Genomic DNA, 26,244 nt, shown 5'->3' with positions numbered 1-26,244 from the left:
TCCCTGAAAGATGATCAGGTTGATAGGTCTGAGGTGGAAGTGTGGCGACACATGGAGCTGACAGATACTAATCGATCGAGGACTTAACCTAAATACTTTTGTGAATTGTCTGACCGTTATCTAGTTTTGAGAGAACACCTCTCATACATAGTTTGGTGGCGATAGCGAAGAGGTCACACCCGTTCCCATGCCGAACACGGAAGTTAAGCTCTTCAGCGCCGATGGTAGTTGGGGGCTTCCCCCTGTGAGAGTAGGACGCCGCCAAGCTGTTTATATATCTTTACCCTGCATGAATTGAAGCTTATCTTATTCCGCAGTAGCTCAGTGGTAGAGCTATCGGCTGTTAACCGATCGGTCGCAGGTTCGAATCCTGCCTGCGGAGCCAATGCTTCCATAGCTCAGCAGGTAGAGCACTTCCATGGTAAGGAAGAGGTCAGCGGTTCGAGCCCGCTTGGAAGCTTAAGTGAATACGTTGATATGACAAGGTTTCTCCTATGGTGGAGAAAGCTTTTTTTGTTTTATGATATTTTGCTTTCAACTTATAGAATGTATAAAAGCAGGCTTAACGCCTGCTTTTATTGCTATATCCACTCATATAAAACGTTAATTGTGACTTCTAAGACAAGAAGGAACAACATATAACTCCCGTACTTTAACGTATCAGGTTCATGCTGTTTTGAGTCTTTAAAAGTCCATATAAATAATGCTACAACGCCAATAACGGTCACGATTTTGCTAAGAGTTAATAATGACATGACAACCTTCCTTTATATTGAAAATTATTTATTATCCATCTTCCATATTTATAATTAAAATCCCTTTTAACCGTAAAAACTTTTTCTGCTATTAAACAAGCTCTCTGACTCGGATGACAGGAGCTTGTTTAAATATGTTTAAAATCCATTTAAAATAGAGAAGATCCGATTGTTCACACTGCCAAAAGATTTGATGTTGTTTTGGATGTTAGAAAATAGAATGACGTATCTGCTTCCTGTCAGACTGAAGCTGTTTAATATGTTATAGCCGGGCATGACACCGTGACTAGAATAGCTTCCCGGCGACACATAAAAGCCCATACCGTATGTTGCTTTGTTTGGCGTAAACATTTTCATAAAACTTTCATTGGAAATGATTTTTCTTTCGTAAAGTGCTTTATCAAATAAATACATATCATAAGCGGTCATATAAATATCACCAGCCCCATAAAGCTGTGATAAATTCGGCATGTCAGGCGTATAAAGCTCTTTTTGCGGGTTTAATTTATACCCTGTCGACGGATTTGACTCTTTAGCAAATGTTTTATAAAAGCCTGCGTGTTTCATACCGGCAGGTTTAAAAACGTGCTTTTTGATGTATTGATCGACTGGTTCACCGCTTACCATGGAGACAATGTATGCCAGAACCGAGTAATTGGAGTCTCTATAATCCCATTTCCCAGTTGGGTATTTTACGCCTCGTTTTTCGATATCTTTCATTAAATCTTCCGGCGAAATATATCCGTGGCCTTCTTTGTGCCCCCTAATCCCTGATGTGTGTGTCAAGAAATGATAAAGGGTGATCTTTGAGCCGTTTGGAAAGTCAGGAAGATACTTAGAAACGGGGTCATTTACTGATAGCAATCCCTTTTCCTCAAGCTGTAAAATTGCCGTTGCAATAATTGCTTTTTGTGATGACCCAACATAAAAGACGGTGTCCGGTGTATTGGGGACCATTTCCTCGCGGTTTGCATATAAATACCCTTTGCTTGTCACAACGTTTCCGTCTTCTACAATTAATGCTGTGCCGCTGAATCCAATGCTTTTTAAATATTGATCCAATTGAGCATTATCATTTTTTGTGATGATAGGGTTCTTTTTTGTTTCATTTTGATTTGTCTTCTTCTTTGCTTCAGGCTGTTCTTTTTTTTCAGTTGCCTGTAGTTGATTTTCTTGGTGATCTCGCATACCGCTTGGAAGTGCAAGATAAATTACCCCACAAACAAGAAGAAAGGAAAGAATGATGAGCCTTCTTTTTGTTTTCTTCTTTTTTCTTTTCTTTATTCGCGTTCTGTATGTTCTTGCCATGGCGGGTACTCCTTCTTTTATATGTGACGTATTTACTGACGCAATAACCCCTTAAAAAGTTTCTTCAAAATGCTAATATTTTCATACATGGTTTGGGATAATGCCAAAATTTACATTTTATTTACACTTGAATAAGAACAAATGTTCCTATAAAATAAAGATGTGAGGTGAGACGATGAATAAGCTGTTGTATCGTTCAATGGAAGACGGTTTTCCGGTAGAAATCATTTACATGAAAGAAAGCAGTTTTTCTAAACGGGCGATTCTCGTGAAAGAAATTAAAAACGGTTATGTGAAAGCATTTTGCTTCCAAAAACAGCAGTTCAGAATGTTTAAGATAGAGGCCATTTTAACCGTGTTCCCCTATAAAAAAAGAAGCATAGCTCATTATGCCTAAAAGCTGCTCTTTCATCTTGCTGTCTTCTTTTCTGTATTCCCTTCCTGTTTTGATATTCCATCTTTTGTTATAATGAATGTAAATTCGATTTAAAGAGAGCGGGCGTTTTACATCTATGCTTCAGACGATCAATAAAACACTTGGTAAGATTATGCCTTTACTGACGCCTTTAAGTGTTGTCAGCGGGGTGTTGCTTGCGGATTACTTAAATGGGCTGTCCGGTCTTGTGCCGTGGATTTTTGCGTTTATGACATTTGCTGGCAGCCTTGGGGCAAATTTTCAGTCGCTGAAAACAGCGATGGTTCATCCCTTGCCGATGCTACTCGCTTTATTTGTTTTGCACATATTTATGCCTGTTCTGGCATGGGGCACGGGGCATCTTGTGTTTAGCGGAGATTCATTAACGATTACAGGGCTTACCCTTGGTGTTGTCATTCCGACGGGTATTACGAGTATGATTTGGGCTGCCATGTATAAAGGAAACATCGGCTTAACCCTATCGATTATTTTAGTGGACACGATTCTTTCGCCTTTCATCGTTCCGTTCAGTCTTTCCATCCTGGCCGGGGCGCATGTTGAAATGGATGTAATCGGTATGATGAAAGGTTTAGTCGGAATGATTGTGATTCCTTCTTTGTTAGGAATGCTCGTCAATCAATTTTCAATACCGGAGCGGACAGCGCGTTTAAGCGCAAATTGCGCTCCATTTTCGAAAATCGGGTTAGCCGCCGTGGTGGCGATTAACAGCTCAGTTGTCGCTCCTTACCTGAAAAACGTCGATTTAAAGTTTTTAACGATAGCCGTTACGGTTTTTTTGGTTGCATTTACTGGATACATGACAGCTTGGCTGATCGGTCGGCTGATGAAACGGCCCCAGGAGGAAATCGTGGCTTTAATTTTTACCGGAGGAATGCGGAATATTAGCGCCGGCGCTGTGTTGGCCACCGGATTTTTTCCGCCGCAAGTGGCGGTGCCCGTTGTCATCGGCATGCTGTTTCAGCAGATCCTGGCTGCGCTATATGGGCATTTGCTTGCAAGAAGCGAGCTGAAAAAAACGTATCATTTAGACAAAAAAACGAGTCTGCCCTCATAGTTGGCAGACTCAAACCTTACAGGAGAGAAAAACAATGAAAACCAATAGGGTAAGTGTGATGATTTGGACTTTAATTTCCGCATTTTTGTTTTGTTCTTTATTAGTCACAGCTTCACTTTCTCCGCCCGCTCATTCAGGCCCCCATGCTAATGAGTTTGGCACTTTGGGGATGTGGGCGGCAATCGGAACCGTTTTACTCTTTTATATCCTTCCCCTTGCTGTTTATATGGCCGGGTTTGATGCGATGAAGTTTGTAATGGCTGTTCTTTGCGGAATTGGATTAATCATCACGCTGACCATGATTCCAGTGGTTATGTTGATTGGCGCTTTTGGCGGATATGCTTCTGCTTTATTGGGCGTCGTATGCCTTTGCATTCTGTCAGCGATCGTGAATGTGATTTGGTTAGTCGCCGCTTTTCGCAGGCCGTCAGCGGCTGCTTCTTTCTAATATTTAAAAACCGCTTTCCCGCGTTGTGTTCAAGTTCGCCAAGCTCCTTTTGCGATCAGGTGGACGTTTCCCCCGATGTGAATTTCTATGCTGTTTTCCGTTGTGTGCGCTTCAATATAAAGCAGGGAAGGCCGGTTTATTTCATACCCTTGTTCAGCCCTTATGCTGAGGTCATTTTGATTAAAATAACCGTGATGCAGTAAATATCCTGCGAGATCCCCGATTGCGCTTCCTGTTGCCGGATCTTCGGGAACGCTGAGACAGTCGCAAAAAACTCGTGTATTGATGTGATTTTGTTCATGATAGGTTTCCGTAGAAAAAACGAGCAGACTGGCTTCTGTTTCTTTCATAAAAGCTTCAAACCGATCCTTGTTGATTTTGCATTTTTTAACTGCACTTAGCGAATTTAACGGGACGATAACTGCTGGCAGACCTGTGGAAACCTCTTGTATCGGGAAATCCAAATCCATATCACATGTGTCGATACCGAGTACTTCTGCCATCATTTCTTTATCAAAAGTTCGATTAAATACAGGCGGATTTTGCTTCATCCAAATGATCTGATCTTCACCTTTGTCAAACGATACCGGTATTGCGCCTGCTCGAACATTTAAAATGACGCTTGAAGATGGTTCAGTTTCGATTTCATTCTTTATGATAAACGCTGTGCCCAGCGTCGGATGTCCTGCAAACGGAATTTCTTTTTCCGGGGTGAAGATTCGGACATCATACCCGCTGTTTTCCTGTTTCCCTAATATAAATGTTGTTTCGGAAAAATTAATTTCCCTAGCTATTTTTTGCATTTTATCACTTGATAGGTTCTTTTCTGCTTTAAAAACGGCGAGCTGGTTTCCTGTATATTTTGTTTCTGCAAACACGTCCACAAGGTAAAATTCCATCCGATATCTCTCCCCTTTAAAATGACCTTCCTGCCCTAAAGGCAGTTTTACATATCTTACATGAGATGAGAATCATTGAACAGTCTAAAAAAATAAAGAAGAGCGGATCCCGCTCTTCCTAATAAAGCAAATACTTCTTTCTGATATTCATAAACCGTTTTTGATCTGCTTCGTATTTTTTGACGATTTCATCAATTGAAGCGCCTTGTTCAATCATAGCTTTGACCCATCCATTCCCGATCAGACGGTTGAAATTGCCTGAAGGGAGGAACTCAAAGTCGTCCGGGTAGAGGTTATGGACGGTTTTGATGATCGCGATACCGGTATTTACAGGCTTAAAAGCGGACCTGTTTGTCACGTAAAGCTCCACCCCGTGGCACAGTTTATTTTGATGCTTTGAAAATGTCGGAGTGAACGAGGCGGCTCTGAATCGGACGCCAGGAAGCTTCAGACCGTTTAATTTTTCGGCGAGTTCCGTACTTTTCATGTAGGGCGCACCAATTAATTCAAAAGGCTTTGTCGTGCCCCTTCCTTCTGACATATTGGTTCCTTCAATTAAACCTGTGCCCGGGTAGACGATGCCCGTATCCGGCGTCGGCATGTTCGGGGAAGGCAGGACGAAAGGAAGACCAGTGTCTTCAAAGAACATCTGTCGCTTCCACCCTTTCATTTTGATGATGGTTAAATCGGCGCCGATGTTAAATTCGTCATTAAACAGCTTTGCCAGTTCTCCTGCGGTCATTCCGTGCTTTAAAGGGATGGGATACATTCCGACAAATGAAGAATAATCTGGATCAAGGACAGGTCCTTCAACTTTTAAGCCGCTTTGCGGGTTTGGCCGGTCAAGAACAATGAATGGAATGCCGTTTTCTTTTGCCGCCTCCATCGCATATGCCATTGTGTAAATGTAAGTGTAAAACCGCGTTCCGACATCTTGGATGTCAAATAGCAGGACGTCAACGTTTTTCAACATCTCCGGTGTCGGTTTTCTCGTATCTCCGTAAAGGCTGTAGACGGGGAGACCGGTTTTTTCATCAATATAAGAGTCAACCTTATCGCCGGCTTGAGCGTCTCCCCTTACACCGTGCTCTGGACCATAGAGAGCGGTCAGCTCAATACCGGGGGCTTGGTGAAGCAAATCGATGCTGCTTGTTAATGCTGAATTGACACCGGTTGGATTTGTGATGAGACCGACCCTTTTTCCTTTTAATATGCTTTTCTTGTTCATGATCACTTCAATACCCGGTGAGACCTTTGCTTTCTTTTCTTTGTCCGGAAAGGCCGCTGCTGCGGTTAATGTACTGAAAACAAACATTCCCGCAAGCAGCCAGATCGCTTTTTTTCTCATTATGACCCTCCTTTGTGAAGCGGCTTGCCGTTTTTAATATTCAACCCGTAGCCGAACGGGTAAAGGGTTTCTCCGGGGCGTGTGACCGAAGGAATGTCTACGGGCAATGTTCCTTTAGGCTTTGCCTTTCCGAAGATAACTTCCACTCCGGCCGGAATATTCGGCTGCCTGAAGCGCCCGTTTGCATAGCCTTTAAAGCCGTATACTGCGATCACGGCAGCGGCTTCTTCAAAATTTGCCGTGTCATAAGGGTTTCGTAAGCTCATTAAGACAAATTTTTTCCCGTTTGCCTGAGCGTATTTCATGGCGGCGCGCGGAAAAGCAGTTGCCCACTTGCTTGAGTCTTGAATGCTGTCATCAATGACACCGTCGTTCACAACAGGATCGTTTTTGACTACATATGATCCTGTGATGACATAATCGGCCTCGTCAATTTTCTTTTGAATCTCTTCATCAAACGTTTTTTCTGCAAATCGATATTCGACGACCTTGATGTTTTTCTTTATTTTGCTGATGGTTTTGGCGATTGCTGCTGTTTGCTCTTCGTATGGGGCGAGAATGAGGACGGTATCCCCTTTTTTCGGTTTGAATGGCAAGGTGCTTTTTTCATTTTTAAGAATGGTGACGCTTTCTCTTGCCATTTTCCTTTCGGATTTCATGTGTTTGTTGCTGCCGACCGTTTTCAAGGCGTATTTGATTTTTTTCTGAAGCGGTTCGGAGCCGGTGTGATCGATGATACCGCGGTTTATTTTTAATTGAAGGATTCGCTCCACCGACTGATCGATTTGTTCGATAGGGATCTCACCTTTTTTAACGGCTGTCAGAAGAGCTTCGAATACACGCGCTAGATTTTTTTCGGTCTCAAGCGATGTGACTTGTGCGGGCATGAGGGCGATGTCGACTCCTGCTTTGACAGCCATGACGACGGCTTCCTCCTGTCCGAAATTATCAGAAATGGCTTTCATATTTAAAGCGTCTGTTACGACAACGCCCTTAAAGCCGAGGTCTTTGCGGAGAAGGTCTGTCATGACTTTTTTGGAAAGTGTTGCAGGCACCATGATGTCCTCGCCGTCTTTTTTGCTTTTATAGGTTGTATTGTCAAAGGCGGGGAACTGGACATGCGCTGTCATGATCATGTCAATCCCTGCATCGATCGCTTTTTGAAATGGCGCAAGTTCAATGCTTCTCAGCCTTTTTTCATCATGCGGAACAAGCGGCAATCCGTAATGACTGTCAACCGCTGTATCGCCGTGTCCGGGAAAGTGCTTTGCTGTAGCGATCATTTGCTCGTCCTGCAGGCCCTTCATCATCTGGATGCCGAGCTTTGAAGTCAGCTCAGGCTTGGAACTGAAAGAACGAACGCCGATGACCGGGTTGCCGGGATTGTTGTTGACATCAAGTACAGGACTGAAGTTCACGTTGATGCCCAGCGATGCTAATTCTTTTCCGATGATTTTTCCTGATTTGAAGGCATTTTTGCTGCTTCGCGATGCACCGACTGCCATATTGCCGGGCAGGTTTGTGCCTGATTCAAGTCTGGTGACAATCCCGCCTTCCTGATCGATCGTGATAAAGAGCGGAATGTCAGGACTCGCTTTTTGCAAGCCGTCCGTTAACCGTACAGTCTGCTCTGTGCCTGTGACATTTTCAGCAAAAAGAATGACACCGCCGAGCCGGTATTTTTGAATGATTCCCGCGACTTCGTCATTCATTTTTGTTAATCCTTTGGCGTTCGATTCCCCTTTTTTCTTCCAGTTTCTAAAGTCAGGCATCAGCATTTGTCCGATTTTCTCTTCAAGCGACATGCTGCTGACCATTTGTTTGAGGTGTTGTTCCGGCTGCTGTTTCGCTTCTGCTTCGCGAGCGGCGGGCTGCAAAGCGAGAGACGATAACAGCAATGCAATCAACGCGCATTGAAGAAATCTTTTCATATAAGGGTCGCCTCCTATTGGTGATGTAACGCCTCGTAAATAGCTGTAATGACGCTGCCGTACTTTCCGGTTGCAAATGCGTCACCTTCAAATTGATTCGGGTTTTCTTTAGGGTTGATGACAGGAGAGTGCTTTTTATTGGTTAACAACACAATGCCGATTTGATACACGGGATCGATGATAGTGACGGTTCCCGTCCAGCCGGTATGGCCGTATGCCTTGTTGCTGGCGTGCTTGCCGAACATCCACTCCATATCGGTATTGCCGTTAAGCCGCCATCCTAGTCCATATGTGGGATTTGTTTTTGACGGCTCAGTAAATTGTGAAATGACCGAACGGCTGAATAGATGTTGTTTCCCGTAACCGCCGCCGTTCAGCATGACTTGAAGGAGCACTGCTGCGTCGTCAACGGTGGAAAAAAGGCCGGCATGCCCAGAGACGCCTTCCATTGAATAGAACGCTTTTTCATCGTGGACTTCCCCTTGAAGCGTGTAAGTTCTGATATTTGGAAACAAGATGGTGCCATCTCTGGTGTTTCCCTTTCGTTCCGTAGCTGCAAAATGCGGCGGTTTAAAGCCCTTTTGGAGCGGATTAAACAAAGTATGCCGCAACCCGAGAGGCCGGTAAAATTGGTTTTCAACAAAGGTATCTAAACGCTCGTTTGTGACTTTTTCTATGATCAGCCCGAGGAGCATATAGTCGATGTCACTGTAAATTTGTTTTGTGCCGGGTTCATATGACAAGGGGGTTTTGACAAGATATTCAAGCGTTTTGCTCCGTGACTGAGAGTAGAGGTGTCCGGCTGCTTTCGGGTCGTAATAGTTCCAGCTTGCAGGGAAGCCTGCGTTATGGTGGAGCAAATCAATGACGCGGAGCCGGTTTTTTCCCTTTACATCGTCTTCCGGGTGATCTTTGAAATCAGGAAGATAATGTGAAATGTTTTTGTTCAAGTCAAGCTTTCCGGTGCTCACTAAATGCTGCAAGGCAAAATTGACGGCATACATTTTTGTATTGGAGGCGAGGTCAAACATCGTGTTTGCTTTCATTTTTTTTGGATGTTTGAGCGTCGAGAGGCCGTTGTATTTCTGCTTGTAGCCGTATGCTTCTTTTTTGACGATTTTTCCGTCTTTTATCAAAATCAAGGCAGCCCCGGGAAAGCCCGCTTTGACATCCTGTTCGATCAGACGGTCCACGGCTTTAAGCTTTTCCGAAGAAAAACCGGCTTCTTCAGGTGTTTTCGCCTTCGTTAATACGGGATATGTCAGCTGACCTGTTGTCTCGTTCGCAATAGCAGTCTGTGCTGATGACGGAAGCGGGAAAAAGCATGTCAGCAACAATAGGGACGATGTGGCAGCGCTGATCATAAACTTTTTCAGCTTGCTTCACTCCTTTCTGTCAAAAAATGTATAGTGGGAATTTTAAACAAACGTTTAATCAAATTCAACTGCCATATCGTCTTTAAAACCAAAGAGATATGTTAAGGCAAAGCCGGCAGCATAGGAAATAAACAAACCGAGAATATACAAAAGAACTTGGTGGGTATGGACTAAAAATGACAAAGGAAGACCTGATACGCCTATCGATTCGGTCGCGATTTTGAAATACGCTTGAAAGGCTCCACCTACTCCGGCGCCGAGGCACGCGGTTAAAAACGGACGTCCGAGTGGAAGAGTCACACCGAATATGAGCGGTTCACCGATTCCGAGCAGGCCTGACGGCAGTCCGCCGGCAATGGCTCTTTTGAGCTTTGCTTTTTTTGTTTTGAAATAGATCGCAAAAGCGGCGCCTACTTGACCTGCGCCCCCCATAGCCAGAATCGGCAGCAACGGGTCATCGCCGATTGAATTGATTAATTCCATATGAACGGGTGTCAATCCCTGGTGCAGTCCGGTTACGACGAGCGGAAGGAAGGTGGCCCCCAGTACAAAGCCGGCGATAATGCCGCCGAGATCTAAGATGGCGAGAAGTCCTGACGTAATGGCGTCAGATATCAAGCCGCCGACAGGCATGAAGACAACGTAAGTGACGATTCCTGTGATGAGAAGGGAGACTGTAGGTGTGATGATGATGTCGAGTGAATGAGGTACAAGGCGCCTGACCCGTTTTTCGAGAAAAGCGATAAATGCAGCTGCGAATAAAATACCGATTAAACCTCCGCGTCCCGGCAAAAGCGCTTCACCGAAAAGCGAAATATCACCAACGGCCGGGTTAATGATTAAAATACCGGCTAATCCGCCGAGTGCGGGGGAGCCGCCGAATTCTTTCGCCGTATTGACCCCGACCAGGATGCCCAAATACGTAAATAAACCTGAACCTATTACCGTTAAAATAATGGCGGTTTGTGATGTTTCAGCGAGCCAGCCTGCTTGGATAACGGCTTTGGTGATTCCGGTAATCAAGCCTGAGGCGACCAAAGCGGGGATCAGCGGTATAAAAATGCTTGCGATCCGCCGAAGAAACAATTTAAAAGGCGTCGCGTTTTTCTTGGAAATCTCAGCTTTATGTTTGGCTGCGGATTGTTTTAAGTCAACGTCTTCCGCGGATTGAAGCAACTTCCCGAATTCGTCTGATACGTGCTGTACGACGCCGGTGCCGAGGATAATCTGAAGCGTTTCCTCCTCAACGACGCCAATCACGCCTTCAAGCGCTTTGATTGAGCCGATGTCGGTTTTTTGACTGTTGACAGGCGTGATGCGCAGGCGCGTCATACAATGGGTATAATCCGCGACGTTAGACGGGCCGCCGATGTGTTGTAAAATCAGTTTTGCCAGGCCGGCATATTTTTTCTCATCGCTCATTTTATATCCCCCTTTTTTACAATTCGCTCATTCCCATCATGCGGATGGCCGCTTTTGTTTGATCAATATACTGAATGATGTCCTGATAGCGCTCCGCGGCTATGCCTAAAAACAGAATGTCAATCATGTAAAGCTGAGTTAAACGAGAGGAGGTGGCGGCGCTGCGAAACGGCGCTTCGTTTGAGCATGACGTATACAGGGCGATATCGCTTAATGAAGAGACAGCAGACTGTCCAAACCGCGTCAGTCCAATGGTTTTAATGCCATGTTTTTTGGCGAGTCTGACTGCATTGGCGATTTCATGCGTTTCTCCTGAATGGGATATGGCAAACAGAACGTCATTCTCGCCGGCATTGGCGATTAATGTCGCGACAAGATGCATATCACTAAAAGCGGTGGCTTTTTTATTGATGCGCAAAAATTTCTGCTGGGCATCTTGTGCGACGATTCCTGAAGCCCCGATCCCGCAAAAATGAACCGTTTCTGCGTTGATCAGTATTTGAATCGCTTTTTGAAGATCTTCGTGGTCAATGTTTTCAAAGGTATCGCGAATCGCCTGAATCGAATTGCTGGTTGTTTTTTGAACGATTGAATGGAGCGGCTCTTGCGGTTCGATATCCCGGTATCCCTGATCAGACGGTTTCATTAAATCGCCGGCGACCCTCATTTTTAAATCTTGAAAGCCTTTCAGCCCCAGAGATTTGCAGAGCCGTATTGCCGCCGCCCCGCTTGTCTTAGCCGAAGAGCTCACCTCTTGAATGGTGCCGTTTACGACCTCGTGTGGGTTTTTCAAAATGTATTCGGCAAGCTTTCGTTCAGATTGCGGCAATCTGTGAAGCATATTCTGAATGATTTCCAATCCTCCTGCAGCCATTGTTTCTTCCTTTCTTCTTTAAACTTGGTCTTCATAAATGGATAGAGCTTTTTCGATATCGCCTTCTGATTTCTCAAGCAGGTTTTCGGAAGCGGCCGCATCTTCGTTTGTTTTCAGCATGATGATGGCGGTTTTGACCTGGTTATGGGATTTTTCTAACGCTAGTGCCGCCGCTTCTTTTGGAACACCTGTGACCGTTTGGATGATGCGAATCGCCCGCTCCTTTAATTTGTCATTGCTTACTTTTACGTCTACCATGAGGTTTTCATAGACTTTTCCCATTTTGATCATGGCCGCCGTTGAAATCATGTTTAAAATCATTTTATGAGCGGTTGCTGCTTTCATTCTCGTCGATCCGGCAATAACTTCAGGGCCGACGACCACTTCTATGCTGTGATCTGACACCTGGCTGATCGCCGAGTTTTTGTTGCATGTCAGTGAGACGGTCTTGGCGCCACTTTCCCTGGCATACTTCAAAGCGCCGAGAACGTATGGAGTCCGACCACTGGCGGCGATTCCGATTACGGTATCATTGTTTGAGAGGTTAACGGCTGATAAATCCCGTCTGCCGAATGCCTCGTGATCTTCAGCGCCTTCGACGGCTTTGTACAGAGCTTTTTCTCCTCCTGCAATGATGCCAATGACCGACTCGGGAGATATGCTGAACGTCGGCGGGCATTCAGCTGCATCGAGTACGCCGAGTCTCCCGCTTGTACCGGCACCGATGTAGATGATCCGTCCCCCTTTCTTTAACGACCCGACGGCGAAGTCAACGGCGGTCTTAACTTCTGGTAAGACTTCTTGTACAGCTTCGGCCACAGTTTTGTCTTCATCATTGATGATTTTCAAAATATCAATCGTCTTTGACTGGTGAATGCGCCTGGATCTTTCATTCCGGCGTTCGGTCGTTAATGAACCTAAATGGCTGTTTTCCATCGACAACTCCTCCTGATGATGAAGTGCATATATTTCTTAATTTTCAGTATATTAAGGGTGGAATATTATTTCAATAAAAAAAGGTAAATATTAAAATTTTATTTCAATGAAGTTCTAAACAACGGATTGCCGACATAAAATAAAGCGCAGATGAACTGCGCTTATGTTCAGGTATTACAGCTCGTCTATTTGGTGTTCGGAAATCACACGGAAGCCTTCTTTTTTCAGAAGCGCTGCTGTAACACCGTTGCCGGCTATTTTTTGGCTTGAGAAACTTCCATCGTATATATGGCCGCTGCCGCAAGACGGGCTGTTTTCCTTCAACACGATCGTATCAGCCTTGATTTGCCTTGCCATCTCCAATGTTAGATAAGCTCCTTTTATATACAGGTCTGTTACGTCTTTTCCCGATTGTGTGTTGATCACCGCCCTGCCGTCTAAAACGTCTTCTCCCGACCCGCCTATAATTTCGGCCGGTTCCCTTGGCGTTTGAAATCCGCCGAGCAGCTCGGGACAAGCAATCACCGCTTTTTTTTCTTCAACAAGCTTATTGATTTTCCCCACATAGCTGTGCGATCCGTTATAGCGGCATTCCACCCCGGCCAGACATGAACTTACCAGTATCATTTTTCGCGTCCCCTCTCTTGCACATCAGATAGCCCTATTTTAAACAAAATTTCTGCGTTTTTCTCAATGTTTATGAATAAAAAATTTGAAAATAAAAATTTTAATTTACCCCTTTACAAATGGGGAGGAACCTGTATATAATAACTTTTGTCAGCTTTACGAGAGCTGCTTGAAACACGATGATGGCCCGTTGGTCAAGTGGTTAAGACACCGCCCTTTCACGGCGGTAACACGGGTTCGAATCCCGTACGGGTCACCATTTTTTTTGGACAGCACGCTGCGAATACCGGAATTTTTAAAAGGAAGGCATGCTAAGGTCGCAACGTCCTGTTGCAACGCGCACTTGTACTTTAAAGGCAAGGAAGGCATGCTAAGATCGCAACGTCCTGTTGCAACGCATGCACTTGTACGTCCTGTACTGCGGAGGATTAGCTCAGCTGGGAGAGCATCTGCCTTACAAGCAGAGGGTCGGCGGTTCGATCCCGTCATCCTCCACCATTTTTCTGGATCGGTTTTTGTCACAACCGCGCCGGTAACTGCATAAGATACCGTATCATGCCGGTCTAGCTCAATTGGTAGAGCAACTGACTTGTAATCAGTAGGTTGGGGGTTCAAGTCCTCTGGCCGGCACTGTTTTTGGAGGGGTAGCGAAGTGGCTAAACGCGGCGGACTGTAAATCCGCTCCCTCAGGGTTCGGCGGTTCGAATCCGTCCCCCTCCACCATTATTGGGCTATAGCCAAGCGGTAAGGCAACGGACTTTGACTCCGTCATGCGCTGGTTCGAATCCAGCTAGCCCAGTTTTTGGACATCCTGTTAGGATGTCCTTTTTATTTTGTCTTTTTTGTATAACTATTCAAAAAAATGTCTTGTTGAGTCAATTCCGAATTGGAAGGTACAATGAAGGTCTGAAAGGGGGATATCATATGTTAAAACAGCAGATTTCAATGATCGGCGTACCGATGGATCTCGGTCAGCTGAGGCGGGGAGTCGATATGGGACCGAGCGCGATTCGCTGTGCCGGTGTTAATGAACGGTTGGAAAGCCTTTGTCAGGATATTGAAGACCTCGGCGATATGACGATCGGGCAAAGAGAGGATGAGAAAGAAGGCGGGGAGCCGGCATCTGAAGAGCTGAGAAATTTGAAAGCGATTACAAAAGCGAGTGCAAAACTTGCTGAGACCGTTGATAAGATCGTGGCTTCAGGTGCTTTTCCGCTCGTGCTGGGCGGTGACCACAGCATAGCGATCGGAACGCTGGCCGGCCTTGTGAAGCATTATCAAAACCTGGGTGTGATCTGGTATGATGCCCATGCTGATTTAAATACGAAAGAAACGTCTCCTTCAGGCAATATTCACGGCATGCCGCTCGCCATCAGCCTGGGGATCGGCCATGAAGGGCTGACAGGCATCTATGGAAAAGAAACGAAAATTAAAGCGGAGAACATCGTCATCATCGGTGCGAGGTCACTTGATGACGGGGAAAAAGAATTGATTCGCGACAAAGGGATCAAAGTGTATACAATGCATGAAATCGACCGCCTCGGTATGACGAGGGTGATGGAAGAAACGATAGACTATTTGCGCGGCAGAACGGACGGTGTCCATCTGTCACTCGATTTAGACGCGCTTGATCCGAACGATGCCCCGGGTGTCGGAACCCCGGTAGCGGGAGGCATCAGCTACAGGGAAAGCCACCTGGCGATGGAAATGCTGGAAGAATCGAAGCTGATTACGTCCGCTGAGTTTGTCGAAGTCAACCCGATATTGGATGAGAAAAACAGGACGGCTGAAGCGGCAGTCGCCTTAATGGGGTCGCTGTTTGGCGAAAAGCTGCTTTAGGTGCGGTTGAAGAGCGGCCTTAGGCTGCTTTTTTTATAAAAAAGTCTCAGTTTCATAATATTTAGATTGTATAATAATTTTAAGCTAATATTAAGCGCATGATCCCTGTCAAAGCATCTACACCCTGCCAAAAATTTGATAAACTATTTTTATGAATTTAATGAAACCTTATAAAAATCAATTCGTATACATAAAGACCGGTGAAGGCAGAGGTTAGATAAATATGGAAACAATGATTAAAAAAAGAATCAAACAGGTGAAAAAAGGCGATCGTAATGCATTTGCAGACATCGTGGATATTTACAAAGACAAAATTTATCAGCTTTGCTACCGTATGCTCGGCAATGCGCATGAGGCGGAAGATATTGCGCAGGAAGCGTTTATCAGAGCATACGTGAATATCGACAGTTTTGATATCAACCGGAAATTTTCCACATGGCTTTATCGAATCGCAACCAATTTGACCATCGATCGTATCCGTAAAAAAAAGCCGGACTATTACTTGGATGCAGAGGTGGCGGGGACTGAAGGACTGACGATGTATTCCCAGGTTGCGGCGGATGTTGCGCTTCCAGAGGATGAAGTGGTTTCTTTGGAGCTGCACAGCACCATCCAGGAAAAAATCTTAAGGCTTCCCGATAAATACAGGACGGTCATCGTATTAAAGTACATTGATGAGCTCTCACTCATTGAGATCAGTGAAATCCTTAATATTCCCGTAGGTACGGTGAAAACGAGGATACACAGGGGCAGAGAGGCTCTCAGAAAACAATTAAGGGATCTTTAAGTGGGGTGATGAAATGAGCTGTCCGGAGCATATTGTTCAGCTTATGCATAAATACCTTGACGGAGACATACTACCGGAAGATGAATCGCAATTAAAAGAGCACCTCCAATCATGCGAAGACTGCAAAAAGCACCTTCATGAAATGGAAAAATCCATCGCTCTTGTCCAGAGCACGTCACATCTTACAGCTCCGGCGAACTTTACAGCCGATGTGCTGGCGAATCTGCCGAAGGAAAAGCGAACGGCATCGATCAACAGGTGGCTTAAAGCCCATCCGTTTTTAGTGGCGGCAGCTTTGTTTATCATTTTGATGGGCGGCAGCTTTTTCTCCAGCTGGAAAAACGATCAGGATTTCAGCGTATCCAGCCAGCCCAATCTCGTAGTGAAAAACAACACGGTCATCGTACCTGAAGGCAAAGTTGTCAAAGGCGATGTGACCGTGAAAAACGGAAAGCTGATTATAGAAGGCAAAGTCGACGGCGATGTCACGATTGTTAATGGCGAAAAATATACGGCTTCAGCAGGACAAGTCACTGGTCAGATCCATGAGATCAACGAAGTGTTCGACTGGATGTGGTATAAGATTAAATCGACCGGAAAATCGGTTTTTGACATGAAGGAGTCTAAAGAGTAGAGCAAAGCGGGCGAATGAGCTTTGCTCTTTTTTTATGAGGGGCCGCCATTTCACTTGGAAAATCAATTTGTGCTATAATAGCGTCTGTATATGTAAAAATAATAGATCATACCATTTTGAAACATATTAACCTTACTAATGACTGAATTCTTGGAGGACGAGGAAATGGCTTTTGAGGATATCCCTTTCTTGCAGTACCTCGGCGATGCCGTTGATATTCTCCTTGTTTGGTACGTAATATATAAATTAATGATGGTCATCCGCGGGACAAAGGCGGTTCAGCTTTTAAAGGGAATCGTGGTCATTGTTCTCGTCAGGCTGGCCAGTCAATATTTAGGATTAAGCACCCTGCAGTGGCTGGTTGACCAGGCGATCACATGGGGGTTCCTGGCGATCATTATCATCTTCCAGCCTGAATTGAGGAGAGCGCTGGAACAGCTGGGGCGGGGGCGCTTTTTTTCGAGGAGCGGAACACCTGAGGAAGAGCAGCAGCAGAAAACGATTGATGCGATTACAAAAGCGATTAAATATATGGCGAAACGCCGGATTGGCGCGCTTCTGACGATTGAACGGGAGACGGGAATGGGCGATTACATAGAAACGGGGATCCCTTTAAATGCAAAGGTCAGCTCTGAGCTATTGATCAACATCTTTATTCCGAATACACCGCTTCATGACGGCGCCGTAATTATGAAAAATGATGAGGTTGCTGCAGCCGCCTGCTACCTTCCGCTTTCTGAAAGCCCTTTTATTTCAAAAGAGCTTGGGACGAGGCACAGAGCAGCAGTGGGAATCAGTGAAGTGACCGACAGTCTGACGGTTGTCGTATCCGAAGAAACGGGCGGCATCAGCGTCGCCAAAAACGGAGACCTTCACCGTGATTTATCGGAAGAGGCATTGAAAAACATGCTTGAAGCGGAATTCAAGAAAAATTCGCGAGAAACTTCCTCAAATCGCTGGTATTGGAGGGCGAAGAAAAATGGATAAGTTCTTAAACAATCCCTGGGCTGTCAAAGTAGTCGCATTATTATTCGCGTTTCTTCTTTACTTTGCGGTCCACAGCGCTCAAGCGCCGACTCCGAAGAAACCAGGTGAATCGTTTTTCCCGACATCGACGACAGACGAAGCGACGCTCACCGATATACCGGTCAAATCGTTTTATGATGATGAAAACTACGTCGTAACAGGCGTGCCGCAGACGGTGAATGTCACGATTAAAGGCCCGACAGGAACCGTCAAGAAGGTCAGACAAGTGAAGGATTTTGAGATTTATGCCGATATGCAGCATCTGAAAACAGGCAGGCACAAAGTCGAGCTGAAGGCCAGAAATGTTGCCGAAGGCCTCACTCTGACCATCAATCCATCGGTGACAACCGTGACCATCGAAGAAAAAACGACGAAGGAATTCCCGGTCGAGGTTGATTTTTATAATAAAAACAAAATGAAAGACGGCTACACGCCGGAGCTGCCGATTATCAACCCGAAAAACGTCAGCGTCACCGGCTCAAAAGCCGTGATCGACAGAATCCAAAACATCAAGGCGACGATCAATTTAGAGGGCGTCGACCAGACGGTTGAAAAAGAAGCCAAGCTAACAGTGTACGACAGGGACGGAAATGTTCTTCCGGTTGAAGTCAGTCCATCCGTCGTTAAAATCACCGTTCCCGTGACAAGCCCTAGCAAAAAGATTCCCGTCAAAGTTGACCGGAAAGGGAGCCTTCCGGACGGTATCAGCATTTCCAGCCTCGATATCAGTCCGGGAGAGGTAACCGTCTACGGGCCGCAAAATGTTCTTGATTCGTTAGAATTTGTCGAGGCCGATGAGGTTGATTTAAGTAAAATGAAAGATGACACTGAGTTGGAAGCCAACATTAAAGTGCCGGACGGCGCTAAAAAAGTGTCACCCGAAAAAGTGAAAATCAAGGTGAAAGTTGACAAGGAAGAAGAGAAAAAACTGAAGAACGTTTCAATTAAAACCGCGGGGCTGAATGACAGCCGGGATCTTGAATTTCTCGATCCGAAGTCAGGCAAGCTGGATATCACGGCAAAGGGCTCGACAGCCGCGATCGAAAAACTCCAGCCTTCCGACGTCGAGCTCTATGTCAATCTGGCGGATCTCGATGACGGCGAGCATAACGTGAAGCTGGAAGTAAACGGACCGCAGAACATGACATGGTCGCTGCCGCGGCAGAGCATTCGAGTGAAAATCTCATCTCAAACAACCCAAAACGAAAAAAATAATGGTCAGAATGAAGAAGAAGAGAATCATTCTGAAAAGGATTCACAACCTTCATGAATCAAAAAGGAGCGATATTAATGGGCAAGTATTTTGGTACAGACGGTGTAAGAGGCGTGGCAAACAGTGAACTTACACCCGAGCTGGCCTTTAAAGTCGGACGCTTTGGCGGATATGTCCTAACAAAAGATAAGGAGCGCCCCAAGGTGCTGATCGGCCGTGATACGCGCATTTCCGGGCATATGCTGGAAGGTGCCCTTGTTGCAGGTCTTCTTTCGATAGGAGCAGAAGTCATGCGTCTCGGTGTGATTTCGACGCCCGGCGTCGCATATTTGACGAAGGCTATGGACGCGGAAGCTGGTGTAATGATTTCAGCTTCCCACAACCCTGTCGAAGACAACGGAATTAAGTTTTTCGGCGGCGACGGATTTAAGCTTTCCGATGAGCAGGAGCTTGAAATCGAGCGTCTGATGGATCAGCCTGAAGATCACCTGCCAAGGCCTGTAGGCGCTGATCTGGGTATGGTGAACGACTACTTTGAAGGCGGACAGAAATATTTGCAGTTTCTTAAGCAGTCTGCTGATGAAGACTTCACAGGCATTCATGTCGCACTTGACTGTGCGCACGGGGCGACATCTTCGCTGGCGACCCACCTGTTTGCCGATCTTGACGCAGATGTATCAACGATGGGGACTTCTCCGAACGGATTAAACATCAATGACGGAGTCGGCTCGACCCACCCTGAAGCCCTGGCCGAATTTGTGAAAGAAAAGGGAGCTGACGTCGGCATGGCGTTTGACGGGGATGGCGACCGCTTGATCGCTGTTGACGAAAAGGGGAATATCGTAGACGGCGATCAAATCATGTACATATGTTCGAAGTACTTGAAGAGCGAGGGGCGCCTGGCGGACAATACAGTTGTCTCTACGGTGATGAGCAACCTCGGCTTTTACAAAGCGCTTGAAGCGGAAGGCATTAAAAGCGTTCAGACAGCTGTCGGCGACCGCTATGTAGTGGAAGCGATGAAAAAGGACGGGTTTACTTTCGGCGGAGAACAGTCGGGACATCTGATTTTCCTTGATTACAATACGACAGGCGACGGCCTGCTTTCTGCGATCATGCTGATGAACACGATCAAAATGACAGGTAAGTCTTTGTCAGAGCTTGCGGCAGAGATGCAGAAGTTTCCACAGCTCCTCTTGAACGTGAAAGTAACCGATAAACATAAAGTAGCGGGGAACGAAAAGGTAAAAGCGGTCATCGAAGAGGTTGAGAAGGAAATGAACGGTGACGGCCGCATCCTTGTGCGCCCGTCCGGCACCGAGCCGCTTGTCCGTGTTATGGCTGAGGCGAAAACGAAGGAGCTTTGCGAGAAATACGTAGGCCGCATTGCAGATGTCGTGAAAGCTGAAATGGGAGCGGAGTGATTTTCCGCAGAAGACTGACGAACGAGACATGCTGATTTGACATAAGATAAAGGGAACCGTTCAATCTTGGAAAAAATGTGAACCATTTTGAAAAATGTTTGACGGTTCCTTTAGTGTATAGTAAAATCAGCTTGTCTTGTTTAATTTAAAAGGAAAGGCAGGGCAGAACCATTTTTTATAGTTATAGCGCCCGGACTAAGCGTGCGGATGAAACAGCTTAGTTGACGAGGATGGAGGTTTATCGAATTTTCGGCGGATGCCTCCCGGCTGACCACAAGATCACAGCCGCAAGGATTTCCTCAAACCAAAGAGGCGACTCTTTGAACAAAGGGAAATCGCATGATCTTCCATAAAAAACATGTAGGAGGGGACGAAGAATGTCCCCGCCTGATAAGCAGACTTTCTTCGTCTCCTGCCTACGACTTTAGGAGGAAGAAAATTATGTGTGGTATTGTAGGTTATATTGGCCAGCTTGATGCAAAGGAAATTTTACTTAAAGGTTTAGAAAAGCTGGAGTATCGCGGCTACGATTCAGCTGGAATCGCTGTAGCGAACGAAGACGGCGTACACGTGTTTAAAGAAAAAGGACGGATTGCCGATCTTCGCGAAGTCGTTGATGCAAATGTGATATCGCAAGCGGGAATCGGACACACACGCTGGGCGACTCACGGGGAACCGAGCCGTCTAAACGCTCACCCGCATCAAAGCGCATCAGGCCGATTTACACTTGTTCATAACGGCGTCATCGAAAACTATGTTCAGCTGACGCGCGAATATTTACAAGATGTAACCCTTAAAAGTGATACGGATACAGAGGTTGTCGTTCAAGTGATCGAGCAATTCGTCAATAACGGTCTTGACACGGAAGAAGCGTTCCGCCAAACGCTTATGCTGCTCAAAGGCTCTTATGCGATTGCATTATTCGATCATGAAAACAAAGAAACAATCTATGTTGCGAAAAATAAAAGCCCGCTTCTTGTCGGCCTTGGAGACAATTTCAATGTGATCGCGTCTGACGCGATGGCGATGCTTCAAGTGACAAACGAATACGTGGAGCTTATGGATAAAGAAATGGTGATTGTCACAGACAAAAAAGTTGTGATCAAAAACCTTGACGGAGAATTGATGTCACGTGCCTCATATATTGCAGAGCTTGATGCGAGCGATATCGAAAAAGGCACATACCCTCACTACATGTTAAAAGAAATCGATGAACAGCCGCTTGTCATGCGGAAAATCATTCAGACGTACCAAGATGAAAACGGCAAGCTTTCCATTCCTGGAGACATTGCAAATGCTGTTGCAGAAGCGGATCGCGTCTATATCATCGCCTGCGGAACGAGCTATCATGCCGGTCTTGTCGGCAAGCAATTTATCGAAACATGGGCGAAAGTTCCGGCTGAAGTCCATGTCGCAAGTGAATTCTCTTACAATATGCCATTGCTTTCCGAGAAGCCGCTGTTTATCTTTATTTCTCAAAGCGGAGAAACGGCTGACAGCCGCGCGGTTCTCGTACAGGTGAAAAAGCTCGGACACAAAGCGCTGACATTGACCAACGTACCGGGATCCACGCTTTCCCGTGAAGCGGACTATACGCTTCTGCTGAATGCCGGACCGGAAATCGCGGTTGCATCAACGAAGGCGTACACAGCGCAAATCGCCGTTTTGGCCATCCTGGCGGCCGTCACTGCGGAAAGCCGCGGCAATGAACTCGGCTTTGACCTTGTTAAAGAGCTCGGCATCATCGGAAACGCGATGGAAGCCCTTTGCGACCAAAAGGATGAAATGGAAATGATCGCGCGTGAATACTTGACCGTTACTCGCAATGCCTTCTTTATCGGCCGGGGACTCGACTACTTCGTCTGCCTTGAAGGCTCCCTGAAGCTGAAAGAGATTTCCTACATTCAAGCTGAAGGCTTCGCCGGCGGCGAACTGAAGCACGGCACGATCGCTTTGATCGAAGAAGGCACACCGGTCATCGCTCTTGCGACACAGGCACACGTCAACTTAAGCATCCGCGGAAACGTTAAAGAAGTGACCGCCCGCGGCGCCAACCCTTGCGTGATCTCCCTGAAAGGTCTGGAAGAAGCAGACGACCGCTTCGTCCTGCCAGAAGTGCATCCGGAGCTCGCACCGCTCGTCTCCGTCATCCCGCTGCAGCTGATCGCATACTATGCAGCACTGCACCGCGGCTGTGACGTTGATAAGCCAAGAAACTTGGCGAAGAGTGTGACGGTGGAGTAAGGCGTTCACTTCAATTAAGATGAAGTTATTGAGTGACAATAAAGTTATTTAAAGAACACACGATATCGATTACAATTAAAGTAATCGAACGTGTGTTTTTTCTATTAACGAAATAAGGGTGTGGGAGAATGGCAGATATTATTAGATATAAAGGAAAAGAACTAACAATACACAAATCGATAAGAAATCCTAATTTTCTTGGTAAAACTGTTTTAGTAGACGATCCATGGGATTATGTTGAAATGTGGCTTAAAAGAAATAATCATAATGATGAAGCTCTATTCTATTGGCAGCAATCGCGCCAGTTTTATGAAGCTTCTACCATGCTACCTTTAACTTCCTCCCCATTGACGATATATTACTGTTTTTTAAATGCAGTGAAGGCATTATTAATTGTTAATAAAATCACTTATTCAGATTTGCATGGAGTATCGGGTTGGAGTAGAGAAAGTCGTGTATCCCTAAGTAATGAATATATCAAATTTAAAACATCTGGGATTTTCTCAGCGTTATGCAATTATTTAGGAGAACCAGTCCAAGATAGTGAACAATACACACTAAAAAACATACTTTATAACCTTTCTTTTATCCATAGAGCTTATTGTCTAACATATACCTCGGAATCAAATAAAGAGTTATACATTCCTATCCTTAAAGCATTTTTTGTTAAAAAGGGAGGTTCATCAGAAAGCTGGTTTTCTGCAGTAGTAGATCCAAAGTATGCAAATGGTCATACTCTAAATAAACTTAAAGAGAATTTCGAAAGAGATATTAATTTTAATGATGCTTTTGTTGTTAGATATAAAACAAGATTTAGATGGAAAAATGACGGCTTGAATAAAATGGAAAAATTATCTACGTATCATTATAAATTGAGAAAACAACTTAGTTATATATCTGGTCTATCAAGATTATGGTACATCAAACGGGACGGGATAGATGGAATTATTCCACGAAATTCAATGATTTTAAATTTTGCAGCAATGCATAGATTAAGTGAGTTATCTAGGTATGAACCCGTGATTCTTTCTAAACATTTAAATAGTCAACATAACTGGCTATTGTCAGAGTTTATTAAAAATGCCTCAAAGCAATTTATTGATGAAATAGCATCCGAATTAACTGGAGAAGAATTCATGACACCGGGAATAACATCAAGAAAAAATCTTATGTGAATTTAATTTTTGAGTATTCAATTGATAAATTCGGAAAAGTAGTTATGCCACCAAACAGGTTGGACTGAAAGAAAATAACCTCGGTATAATAAAGAAGGTCATGGCCAAGGAGAAATAGGCAATAATAAGTCTTGGGTAACGTTCCAAGATGTAACGTTACATTTTCTAGCTCATCGAGATATCGGGCAAAATAAAACGTGAACATCATTTATTATCCGACCTTTAATTATTACTGGCAGACAGGGGATTTGAAGGTTTTAATGTAGAGAAAAATATTGTATTAGAGAAACTCAATTTACATAAAGCTTGTGGGAAGCAGTAAGGAAACATGAAATAAAATAGCTTTAAAAACGGAGATAAGCATTAAGGAATAGAGAAGAGTTAAACAATAAAGGGATAATTACTATTCATCCAAACAAACTGTTAAAAAAATAAATCACATGCTACTTTTGTTAGGTAACTCAAAAAGAAAAATAGTAGCTACAAAAATTGGATGTGATTACTTTTTTTAATAAAATCGACATTGACAGTAAGCTTGAATAGGTACAAAATATCTAGTATGAGGTGGATTTAATGGCAGCAATATTGAAAGAAGAGAAAAAAAGAAAGAAAATGGTCTATACTTGGCGTGATATGCCTAAAAGATGGGGTCATAGTTTTCATCCTATGTGTTCTTATTTGGCAATGTTTCCGCCTGGTGTACCTAGGTATTTTATTGAGCAATTTACAGATGAGGGAGACGTTGTACTTGATCCATTTTCTGGACGTGGTACGGCTCCTTTAGAGGCAATTGTTTCAGGGAGAATTGGGATTGGTGTAGACCTAAATCCGCTAGCTTATTTATTAACAAGTGCAAAATTATTGGCACCTTCGTTTGGAGAGGTGATAAACAGAATTGAAGAGCTTCGGCGAGAGTATACAGAACCCGATATAACAAATGTACCAGACGAAATAAAAATGCTATACCATGAAGAAATAACATTACCACAGTTGGTATACTTAAAGAATAAATTTGCTAACTGGAAAGAAAATATTTCAGACGTAGATAGATTTATTTTAGCAACAATTATGGGAATCATGCATGGAAAATTTAATAAGTCGGGTACAAGTTATCTTTCGATAAGCATGCCAAATACTTTTTCGATGTCGCCAAATTATGTAAAGAAATTTATTGAGGAAAATGGTTTAATAAAACCAAGAGTAAATGTTTTTGATCAATTGTTGAACAAGGTTAATAGAATGTTTAAAGATCAAAAACCAGCTACAAGTGGATACGCATACTTAGAGAATGCTAAATATTTTTCACAAATAGATAATGAATATATTACAAATAAAAATGTGAAAATGGTATTTACATCTCCACCATATCTTCAAGTTGTTAATTATGGAACATTTAATTGGATACGCTTATGGTTACTAGGCGAAAATATTAAGCAGATTGATAAAAATCTTAAACTAGATGATAACCATACTTTGGATGGTTATGTTAACTTTATGAATGATATTATCTATCAATGTTCAAAAGTACTATGTGATGCTGGTGTAGCTTGTTTTGTAATTGGTGATGTAGCTAAACCGAAAAAAGAGCCTCTTAAATTAGCGGAATATGTATGGGAACAAGTGAAAGAAAAAACAGATTTGAAACTTTTTGGGATAGTGGAAGATCATTTACCTTCTAAAGATAAGGTAACTAGAATATGGGGAAATACTCAAGGTAATGCAACAAAAATAGACAGAATTCTAATCCTGTATAAAGGTAATAGACCAAATCTCAAATTTAGTTTAAGATCGAAGGAAATATTAGGGAAGTACACTATTTAATAATTTTTCAGAATAAAGAAGAGCTTTAGGCTATATACTGAATGCCGTGGCTCCTCCTCACTCTTTATTAACCTTGAGTACCATATAAAAGACCCTCAGAAGAAGAGGATAAAGGTATGAATTCATTCTATCAGTTAGGACAGCTTTTGGTTTGAGTTAATACGAAGGAACGTACACAACATCTTATCCAAAGTGTCAAATGAAAACCAAACGCATTCATGGAAACGGTTGACAATCCATTCAAGGTGCGTATAAAGTTAAGAATGAGAAGGTATCACGATGTACGATGGGTGCTTATTCCTTTTTTGAGATGCTCTCATTTGTTGATCGATACCAACGCCAATACGGTTATGTTGCAACTAATGCTTTGACGTTGAGTTCAGAGAAGCATTTGCAGATACTGGTAGTTTGATGATGCAAACAACCCTGTAAGAAAAGTGCTTTCTCTTGCGATCGTAACTGATGAATTTCAAAGGGGATATATGTAGAAAGAAGCTTCAAACGAATCGTAGTGGATCGCTTTTACTTATTGATCAGGTGTATTGGGTGTTCGTTTGATTATCGGGCAAAACATAAGTATATGAACTCTTGATAAATGGTTTGAGCGAGTCTATTAGCGTTCAAAAAGTTAGTGAAGGCATTCAAACGTTGAAAAAAGATTTTGAAT

At 44.2% G+C, this 26,244-nt stretch carries 21 protein-coding genes, 7 tRNA genes and 2 rRNA genes (1 of these 30 only partly in view); 21 read left to right on the top strand and 9 right to left on the bottom strand.

Going from position 1 to position 26,244, the window contains the following annotated elements:
* From M1E03_RS20660 to M1E03_RS20645, 4 genes are all read left to right on the top strand, one after another.
* Nucleotides 1–91, top strand: a 23S ribosomal RNA gene (locus M1E03_RS20660) (it extends 2,839 nt beyond the left edge of the window).
* Nucleotides 92–151: 60 nt separating this feature from the next.
* Nucleotides 152–267: ribosomal RNA gene (gene rrf, locus M1E03_RS20655) — 5S ribosomal RNA — on the top strand.
* Nucleotides 268–310: 43 nt separating this feature from the next.
* Nucleotides 311–385, top strand: a tRNA-Asn gene (locus M1E03_RS20650).
* A 2-nt stretch (nucleotides 386–387) separates the two neighbouring features.
* A tRNA-Thr gene (locus M1E03_RS20645) sits at nucleotides 388–460 on the top strand.
* 433 nt (nucleotides 461–893) lie between these two features.
* Here M1E03_RS20645 and M1E03_RS20640 read toward each other — a convergent pair.
* Nucleotides 894–2,063: a serine hydrolase domain-containing protein gene (locus M1E03_RS20640; protein WP_023857673.1), complete on the bottom strand. Its 1,170-nt coding sequence runs from the start codon at nucleotides 2,061–2,063 to the stop codon at nucleotides 894–896.
* Between the two features lie 175 nt (nucleotides 2,064–2,238).
* On the opposite strand from M1E03_RS20640, the gene M1E03_RS20635 reads away from it, so the two are divergent.
* The 3 genes from M1E03_RS20635 to M1E03_RS20625 all read left to right on the top strand — a co-directional run bounded on the left by M1E03_RS20635 (nucleotide 2,239) and on the right by M1E03_RS20625 (nucleotide 4,001).
* Entirely contained in the window at nucleotides 2,239–2,460 is a 222-nt protein-coding gene (locus M1E03_RS20635) for a hypothetical protein (RefSeq protein WP_020449908.1), read from the top strand.
* 151 nt (nucleotides 2,461–2,611) lie between these two features.
* Nucleotides 2,612–3,553, top strand: a complete 942-nt coding sequence (locus tag M1E03_RS20630) for a bile acid:sodium symporter family protein (protein ID WP_458110815.1) — start codon at nucleotides 2,612–2,614, stop codon at nucleotides 3,551–3,553.
* 34 nt (nucleotides 3,554–3,587) lie between these two features.
* Nucleotides 3,588–4,001 (top strand): DUF5391 family protein, encoded by a 414-nt coding sequence (locus tag M1E03_RS20625; protein ID WP_020449910.1) that lies wholly within the window; start codon nucleotides 3,588–3,590, stop codon nucleotides 3,999–4,001.
* Between the two features lie 29 nt (nucleotides 4,002–4,030).
* Here M1E03_RS20625 and M1E03_RS20620 read toward each other — a convergent pair whose 3' ends face one another.
* From M1E03_RS20620 to M1E03_RS20585, 8 genes are all read right to left on the bottom strand, one after another.
* Nucleotides 4,031–4,900 carry a PhzF family phenazine biosynthesis protein gene (locus tag M1E03_RS20620; protein WP_023857676.1) on the bottom strand — a complete coding sequence of 290 codons (870 nt, stop codon included), beginning with the start codon at nucleotides 4,898–4,900 and terminating at the stop codon, nucleotides 4,031–4,033.
* Nucleotides 4,901–5,018: 118 nt separating this feature from the next.
* Entirely contained in the window at nucleotides 5,019–6,248 is a 1,230-nt protein-coding gene (locus M1E03_RS20615) for an exo-beta-N-acetylmuramidase NamZ family protein (protein ID WP_458110593.1), read from the bottom strand.
* The gene (locus M1E03_RS20610) at nucleotides 6,248–8,179 is read right to left on the bottom strand and encodes a glycoside hydrolase family 3 protein (protein WP_271725806.1); all 1,932 of its coding nucleotides are present in this window, start codon (nucleotides 8,177–8,179) and stop codon (nucleotides 6,248–6,250) included. The genes M1E03_RS20615 and M1E03_RS20610 overlap by 1 nt, the downstream gene beginning before the upstream one ends.
* A gap of 14 nt (nucleotides 8,180–8,193) precedes the next feature.
* On the bottom strand, nucleotides 8,194–9,543 hold the full coding sequence (gene pbp4b, locus M1E03_RS20605) for a penicillin binding protein PBP4B (RefSeq protein WP_101561684.1): 1,350 nt from the start codon (nucleotides 9,541–9,543) through the stop codon (nucleotides 8,194–8,196).
* 66 nt (nucleotides 9,544–9,609) lie between these two features.
* Nucleotides 9,610–10,977, bottom strand: coding sequence for a PTS transporter subunit EIIC (locus tag M1E03_RS20600; RefSeq protein ID WP_020449915.1), 1,368 nt, complete (start codon nucleotides 10,975–10,977; stop codon nucleotides 9,610–9,612).
* Nucleotides 10,978–10,993: 16 nt separating this feature from the next.
* Nucleotides 10,994–11,851, bottom strand: coding sequence for a MurR/RpiR family transcriptional regulator (locus M1E03_RS20595; RefSeq protein WP_458110592.1), 858 nt, complete (start codon nucleotides 11,849–11,851; stop codon nucleotides 10,994–10,996).
* An 18-nt stretch (nucleotides 11,852–11,869) separates the two neighbouring features.
* On the bottom strand, nucleotides 11,870–12,787 hold the full coding sequence (gene murQ / locus M1E03_RS20590; protein ID WP_245117834.1) for an N-acetylmuramic acid 6-phosphate etherase: 918 nt from the start codon (nucleotides 12,785–12,787) through the stop codon (nucleotides 11,870–11,872).
* Between the two features lie 174 nt (nucleotides 12,788–12,961).
* Nucleotides 12,962–13,414, bottom strand: coding sequence for a 2-thiouracil desulfurase family protein (locus M1E03_RS20585; protein ID WP_025810879.1), 453 nt, complete (start codon nucleotides 13,412–13,414; stop codon nucleotides 12,962–12,964).
* A gap of 184 nt (nucleotides 13,415–13,598) precedes the next feature.
* Here M1E03_RS20585 and M1E03_RS20580 point away from each other — a divergent pair.
* From M1E03_RS20580 to M1E03_RS20515, 14 genes are all read left to right on the top strand, one after another.
* A tRNA-Glu gene (locus M1E03_RS20580) sits at nucleotides 13,599–13,673 on the top strand.
* A 163-nt stretch (nucleotides 13,674–13,836) separates the two neighbouring features.
* A tRNA-Val gene (locus tag M1E03_RS20575) sits at nucleotides 13,837–13,912 on the top strand.
* 59 nt (nucleotides 13,913–13,971) lie between these two features.
* Nucleotides 13,972–14,044 (top strand) — tRNA-Thr (locus M1E03_RS20570).
* Between the two features lie 8 nt (nucleotides 14,045–14,052).
* Nucleotides 14,053–14,137: transfer RNA gene (locus tag M1E03_RS20565), tRNA-Tyr, on the top strand.
* Nucleotides 14,138–14,141: 4 nt separating this feature from the next.
* A tRNA-Gln gene (locus M1E03_RS20560) sits at nucleotides 14,142–14,213 on the top strand.
* A gap of 125 nt (nucleotides 14,214–14,338) precedes the next feature.
* Nucleotides 14,339–15,253, top strand: a complete 915-nt coding sequence (gene rocF, locus M1E03_RS20555; RefSeq protein WP_025810878.1) for an arginase — start codon at nucleotides 14,339–14,341, stop codon at nucleotides 15,251–15,253.
* Between the two features lie 223 nt (nucleotides 15,254–15,476).
* A complete protein-coding gene (gene sigW, locus M1E03_RS20550; protein WP_003178438.1) occupies nucleotides 15,477–16,040 on the top strand; it encodes an RNA polymerase sigma factor SigW in 564 nt (187 codons plus the stop codon).
* Nucleotides 16,041–16,053: 13 nt separating this feature from the next.
* Entirely contained in the window at nucleotides 16,054–16,674 is a 621-nt protein-coding gene (rsiW, locus tag M1E03_RS20545; protein WP_023857683.1) for an anti-sigma-W factor RsiW, read from the top strand.
* Nucleotides 16,675–16,839: 165 nt separating this feature from the next.
* Nucleotides 16,840–17,661, top strand: coding sequence for a diadenylate cyclase CdaA (cdaA, locus tag M1E03_RS20540; protein WP_003178443.1), 822 nt, complete (start codon nucleotides 16,840–16,842; stop codon nucleotides 17,659–17,661).
* Nucleotides 17,654–18,970: a CdaR family protein gene (locus tag M1E03_RS20535; protein ID WP_458110591.1), complete on the top strand. Its 1,317-nt coding sequence runs from the start codon at nucleotides 17,654–17,656 to the stop codon at nucleotides 18,968–18,970. Before cdaA ends, M1E03_RS20535 begins: the two co-directional genes overlap by 8 nt.
* Nucleotides 18,971–18,990: 20 nt before the next feature.
* Complete coding sequence (glmM, locus tag M1E03_RS20530; RefSeq protein ID WP_458110814.1) at nucleotides 18,991–20,337, top strand: phosphoglucosamine mutase; 1,347 nt, start codon at nucleotides 18,991–18,993, stop codon at nucleotides 20,335–20,337.
* Nucleotides 20,338–20,778: 441 nt separating this feature from the next.
* On the top strand, nucleotides 20,779–22,581 hold the full coding sequence (gene glmS, locus M1E03_RS20525; protein WP_458110590.1) for a glutamine--fructose-6-phosphate transaminase (isomerizing): 1,803 nt from the start codon (nucleotides 20,779–20,781) through the stop codon (nucleotides 22,579–22,581).
* Nucleotides 22,582–22,709: 128 nt separating this feature from the next.
* Complete coding sequence (locus tag M1E03_RS20520; protein ID WP_145608041.1) at nucleotides 22,710–23,756, top strand: YaaC family protein; 1,047 nt, start codon at nucleotides 22,710–22,712, stop codon at nucleotides 23,754–23,756.
* A 573-nt stretch (nucleotides 23,757–24,329) separates the two neighbouring features.
* The gene (locus M1E03_RS20515) at nucleotides 24,330–25,577 is read left to right on the top strand and encodes a DNA methyltransferase (RefSeq protein WP_145608040.1); all 1,248 of its coding nucleotides are present in this window, start codon (nucleotides 24,330–24,332) and stop codon (nucleotides 25,575–25,577) included.
* The last annotated feature ends 667 nt before the right edge of the window (nucleotides 25,578–26,244 follow it).

The organism is Bacillus sp. PK6-013 (assembly GCF_054161445.1).
The sequence above is the reverse complement of the archived record's forward strand: the minus strand, read 5'-3'. Positions and strand labels throughout refer to the sequence as shown.

Coding starts and splice junctions, on each gene's coding strand:
- M1E03_RS20585 (WP_025810879.1), bottom strand. CDS start 13,414: ATGATACTGGTAAGTTCATGTCTGGCCGGGGTGGAATGCCGCTATAAC.
- cdaA (WP_003178443.1), top strand. CDS start 16,840: ATGGCTTTTGAGGATATCCCTTTCTTGCAGTACCTCGGCGATGCCGTT.
- M1E03_RS20620 (WP_023857676.1), bottom strand. CDS start 4,900: ATGGAATTTTACCTTGTGGACGTGTTTGCAGAAACAAAATATACAGGA.
- M1E03_RS20610 (WP_271725806.1), bottom strand. CDS start 8,179: ATGAAAAGATTTCTTCAATGCGCGTTGATTGCATTGCTGTTATCGTCT.
- M1E03_RS20520 (WP_145608041.1), top strand. CDS start 22,710: ATGGCAGATATTATTAGATATAAAGGAAAAGAACTAACAATACACAAA.
- M1E03_RS20635 (WP_020449908.1), top strand. CDS start 2,239: ATGAATAAGCTGTTGTATCGTTCAATGGAAGACGGTTTTCCGGTAGAA.
- rsiW (WP_023857683.1), top strand. CDS start 16,054: ATGAGCTGTCCGGAGCATATTGTTCAGCTTATGCATAAATACCTTGAC.
- sigW (WP_003178438.1), top strand. CDS start 15,477: ATGGAAACAATGATTAAAAAAAGAATCAAACAGGTGAAAAAAGGCGAT.
- pbp4b (WP_101561684.1), bottom strand. CDS start 9,543: ATGATCAGCGCTGCCACATCGTCCCTATTGTTGCTGACATGCTTTTTC.
- glmS (WP_458110590.1), top strand. CDS start 20,779: ATGTGTGGTATTGTAGGTTATATTGGCCAGCTTGATGCAAAGGAAATT.
- M1E03_RS20640 (WP_023857673.1), bottom strand. CDS start 2,063: ATGGCAAGAACATACAGAACGCGAATAAAGAAAAGAAAAAAGAAGAAA.
- M1E03_RS20535 (WP_458110591.1), top strand. CDS start 17,654: ATGGATAAGTTCTTAAACAATCCCTGGGCTGTCAAAGTAGTCGCATTA.
- M1E03_RS20595 (WP_458110592.1), bottom strand. CDS start 11,851: ATGGCTGCAGGAGGATTGGAAATCATTCAGAATATGCTTCACAGATTG.
- M1E03_RS20600 (WP_020449915.1), bottom strand. CDS start 10,977: ATGAGCGATGAGAAAAAATATGCCGGCCTGGCAAAACTGATTTTACAA.
- glmM (WP_458110814.1), top strand. CDS start 18,991: ATGGGCAAGTATTTTGGTACAGACGGTGTAAGAGGCGTGGCAAACAGT.
- M1E03_RS20515 (WP_145608040.1), top strand. CDS start 24,330: ATGGCAGCAATATTGAAAGAAGAGAAAAAAAGAAAGAAAATGGTCTAT.
- M1E03_RS20615 (WP_458110593.1), bottom strand. CDS start 6,248: ATGAGAAAAAAAGCGATCTGGCTGCTTGCGGGAATGTTTGTTTTCAGT.
- M1E03_RS20625 (WP_020449910.1), top strand. CDS start 3,588: ATGAAAACCAATAGGGTAAGTGTGATGATTTGGACTTTAATTTCCGCA.
- murQ (WP_245117834.1), bottom strand. CDS start 12,787: ATGGAAAACAGCCATTTAGGTTCATTAACGACCGAACGCCGGAATGAA.
- rocF (WP_025810878.1), top strand. CDS start 14,339: ATGTTAAAACAGCAGATTTCAATGATCGGCGTACCGATGGATCTCGGT.
- M1E03_RS20630 (WP_458110815.1), top strand. CDS start 2,612: ATGCCTTTACTGACGCCTTTAAGTGTTGTCAGCGGGGTGTTGCTTGCG.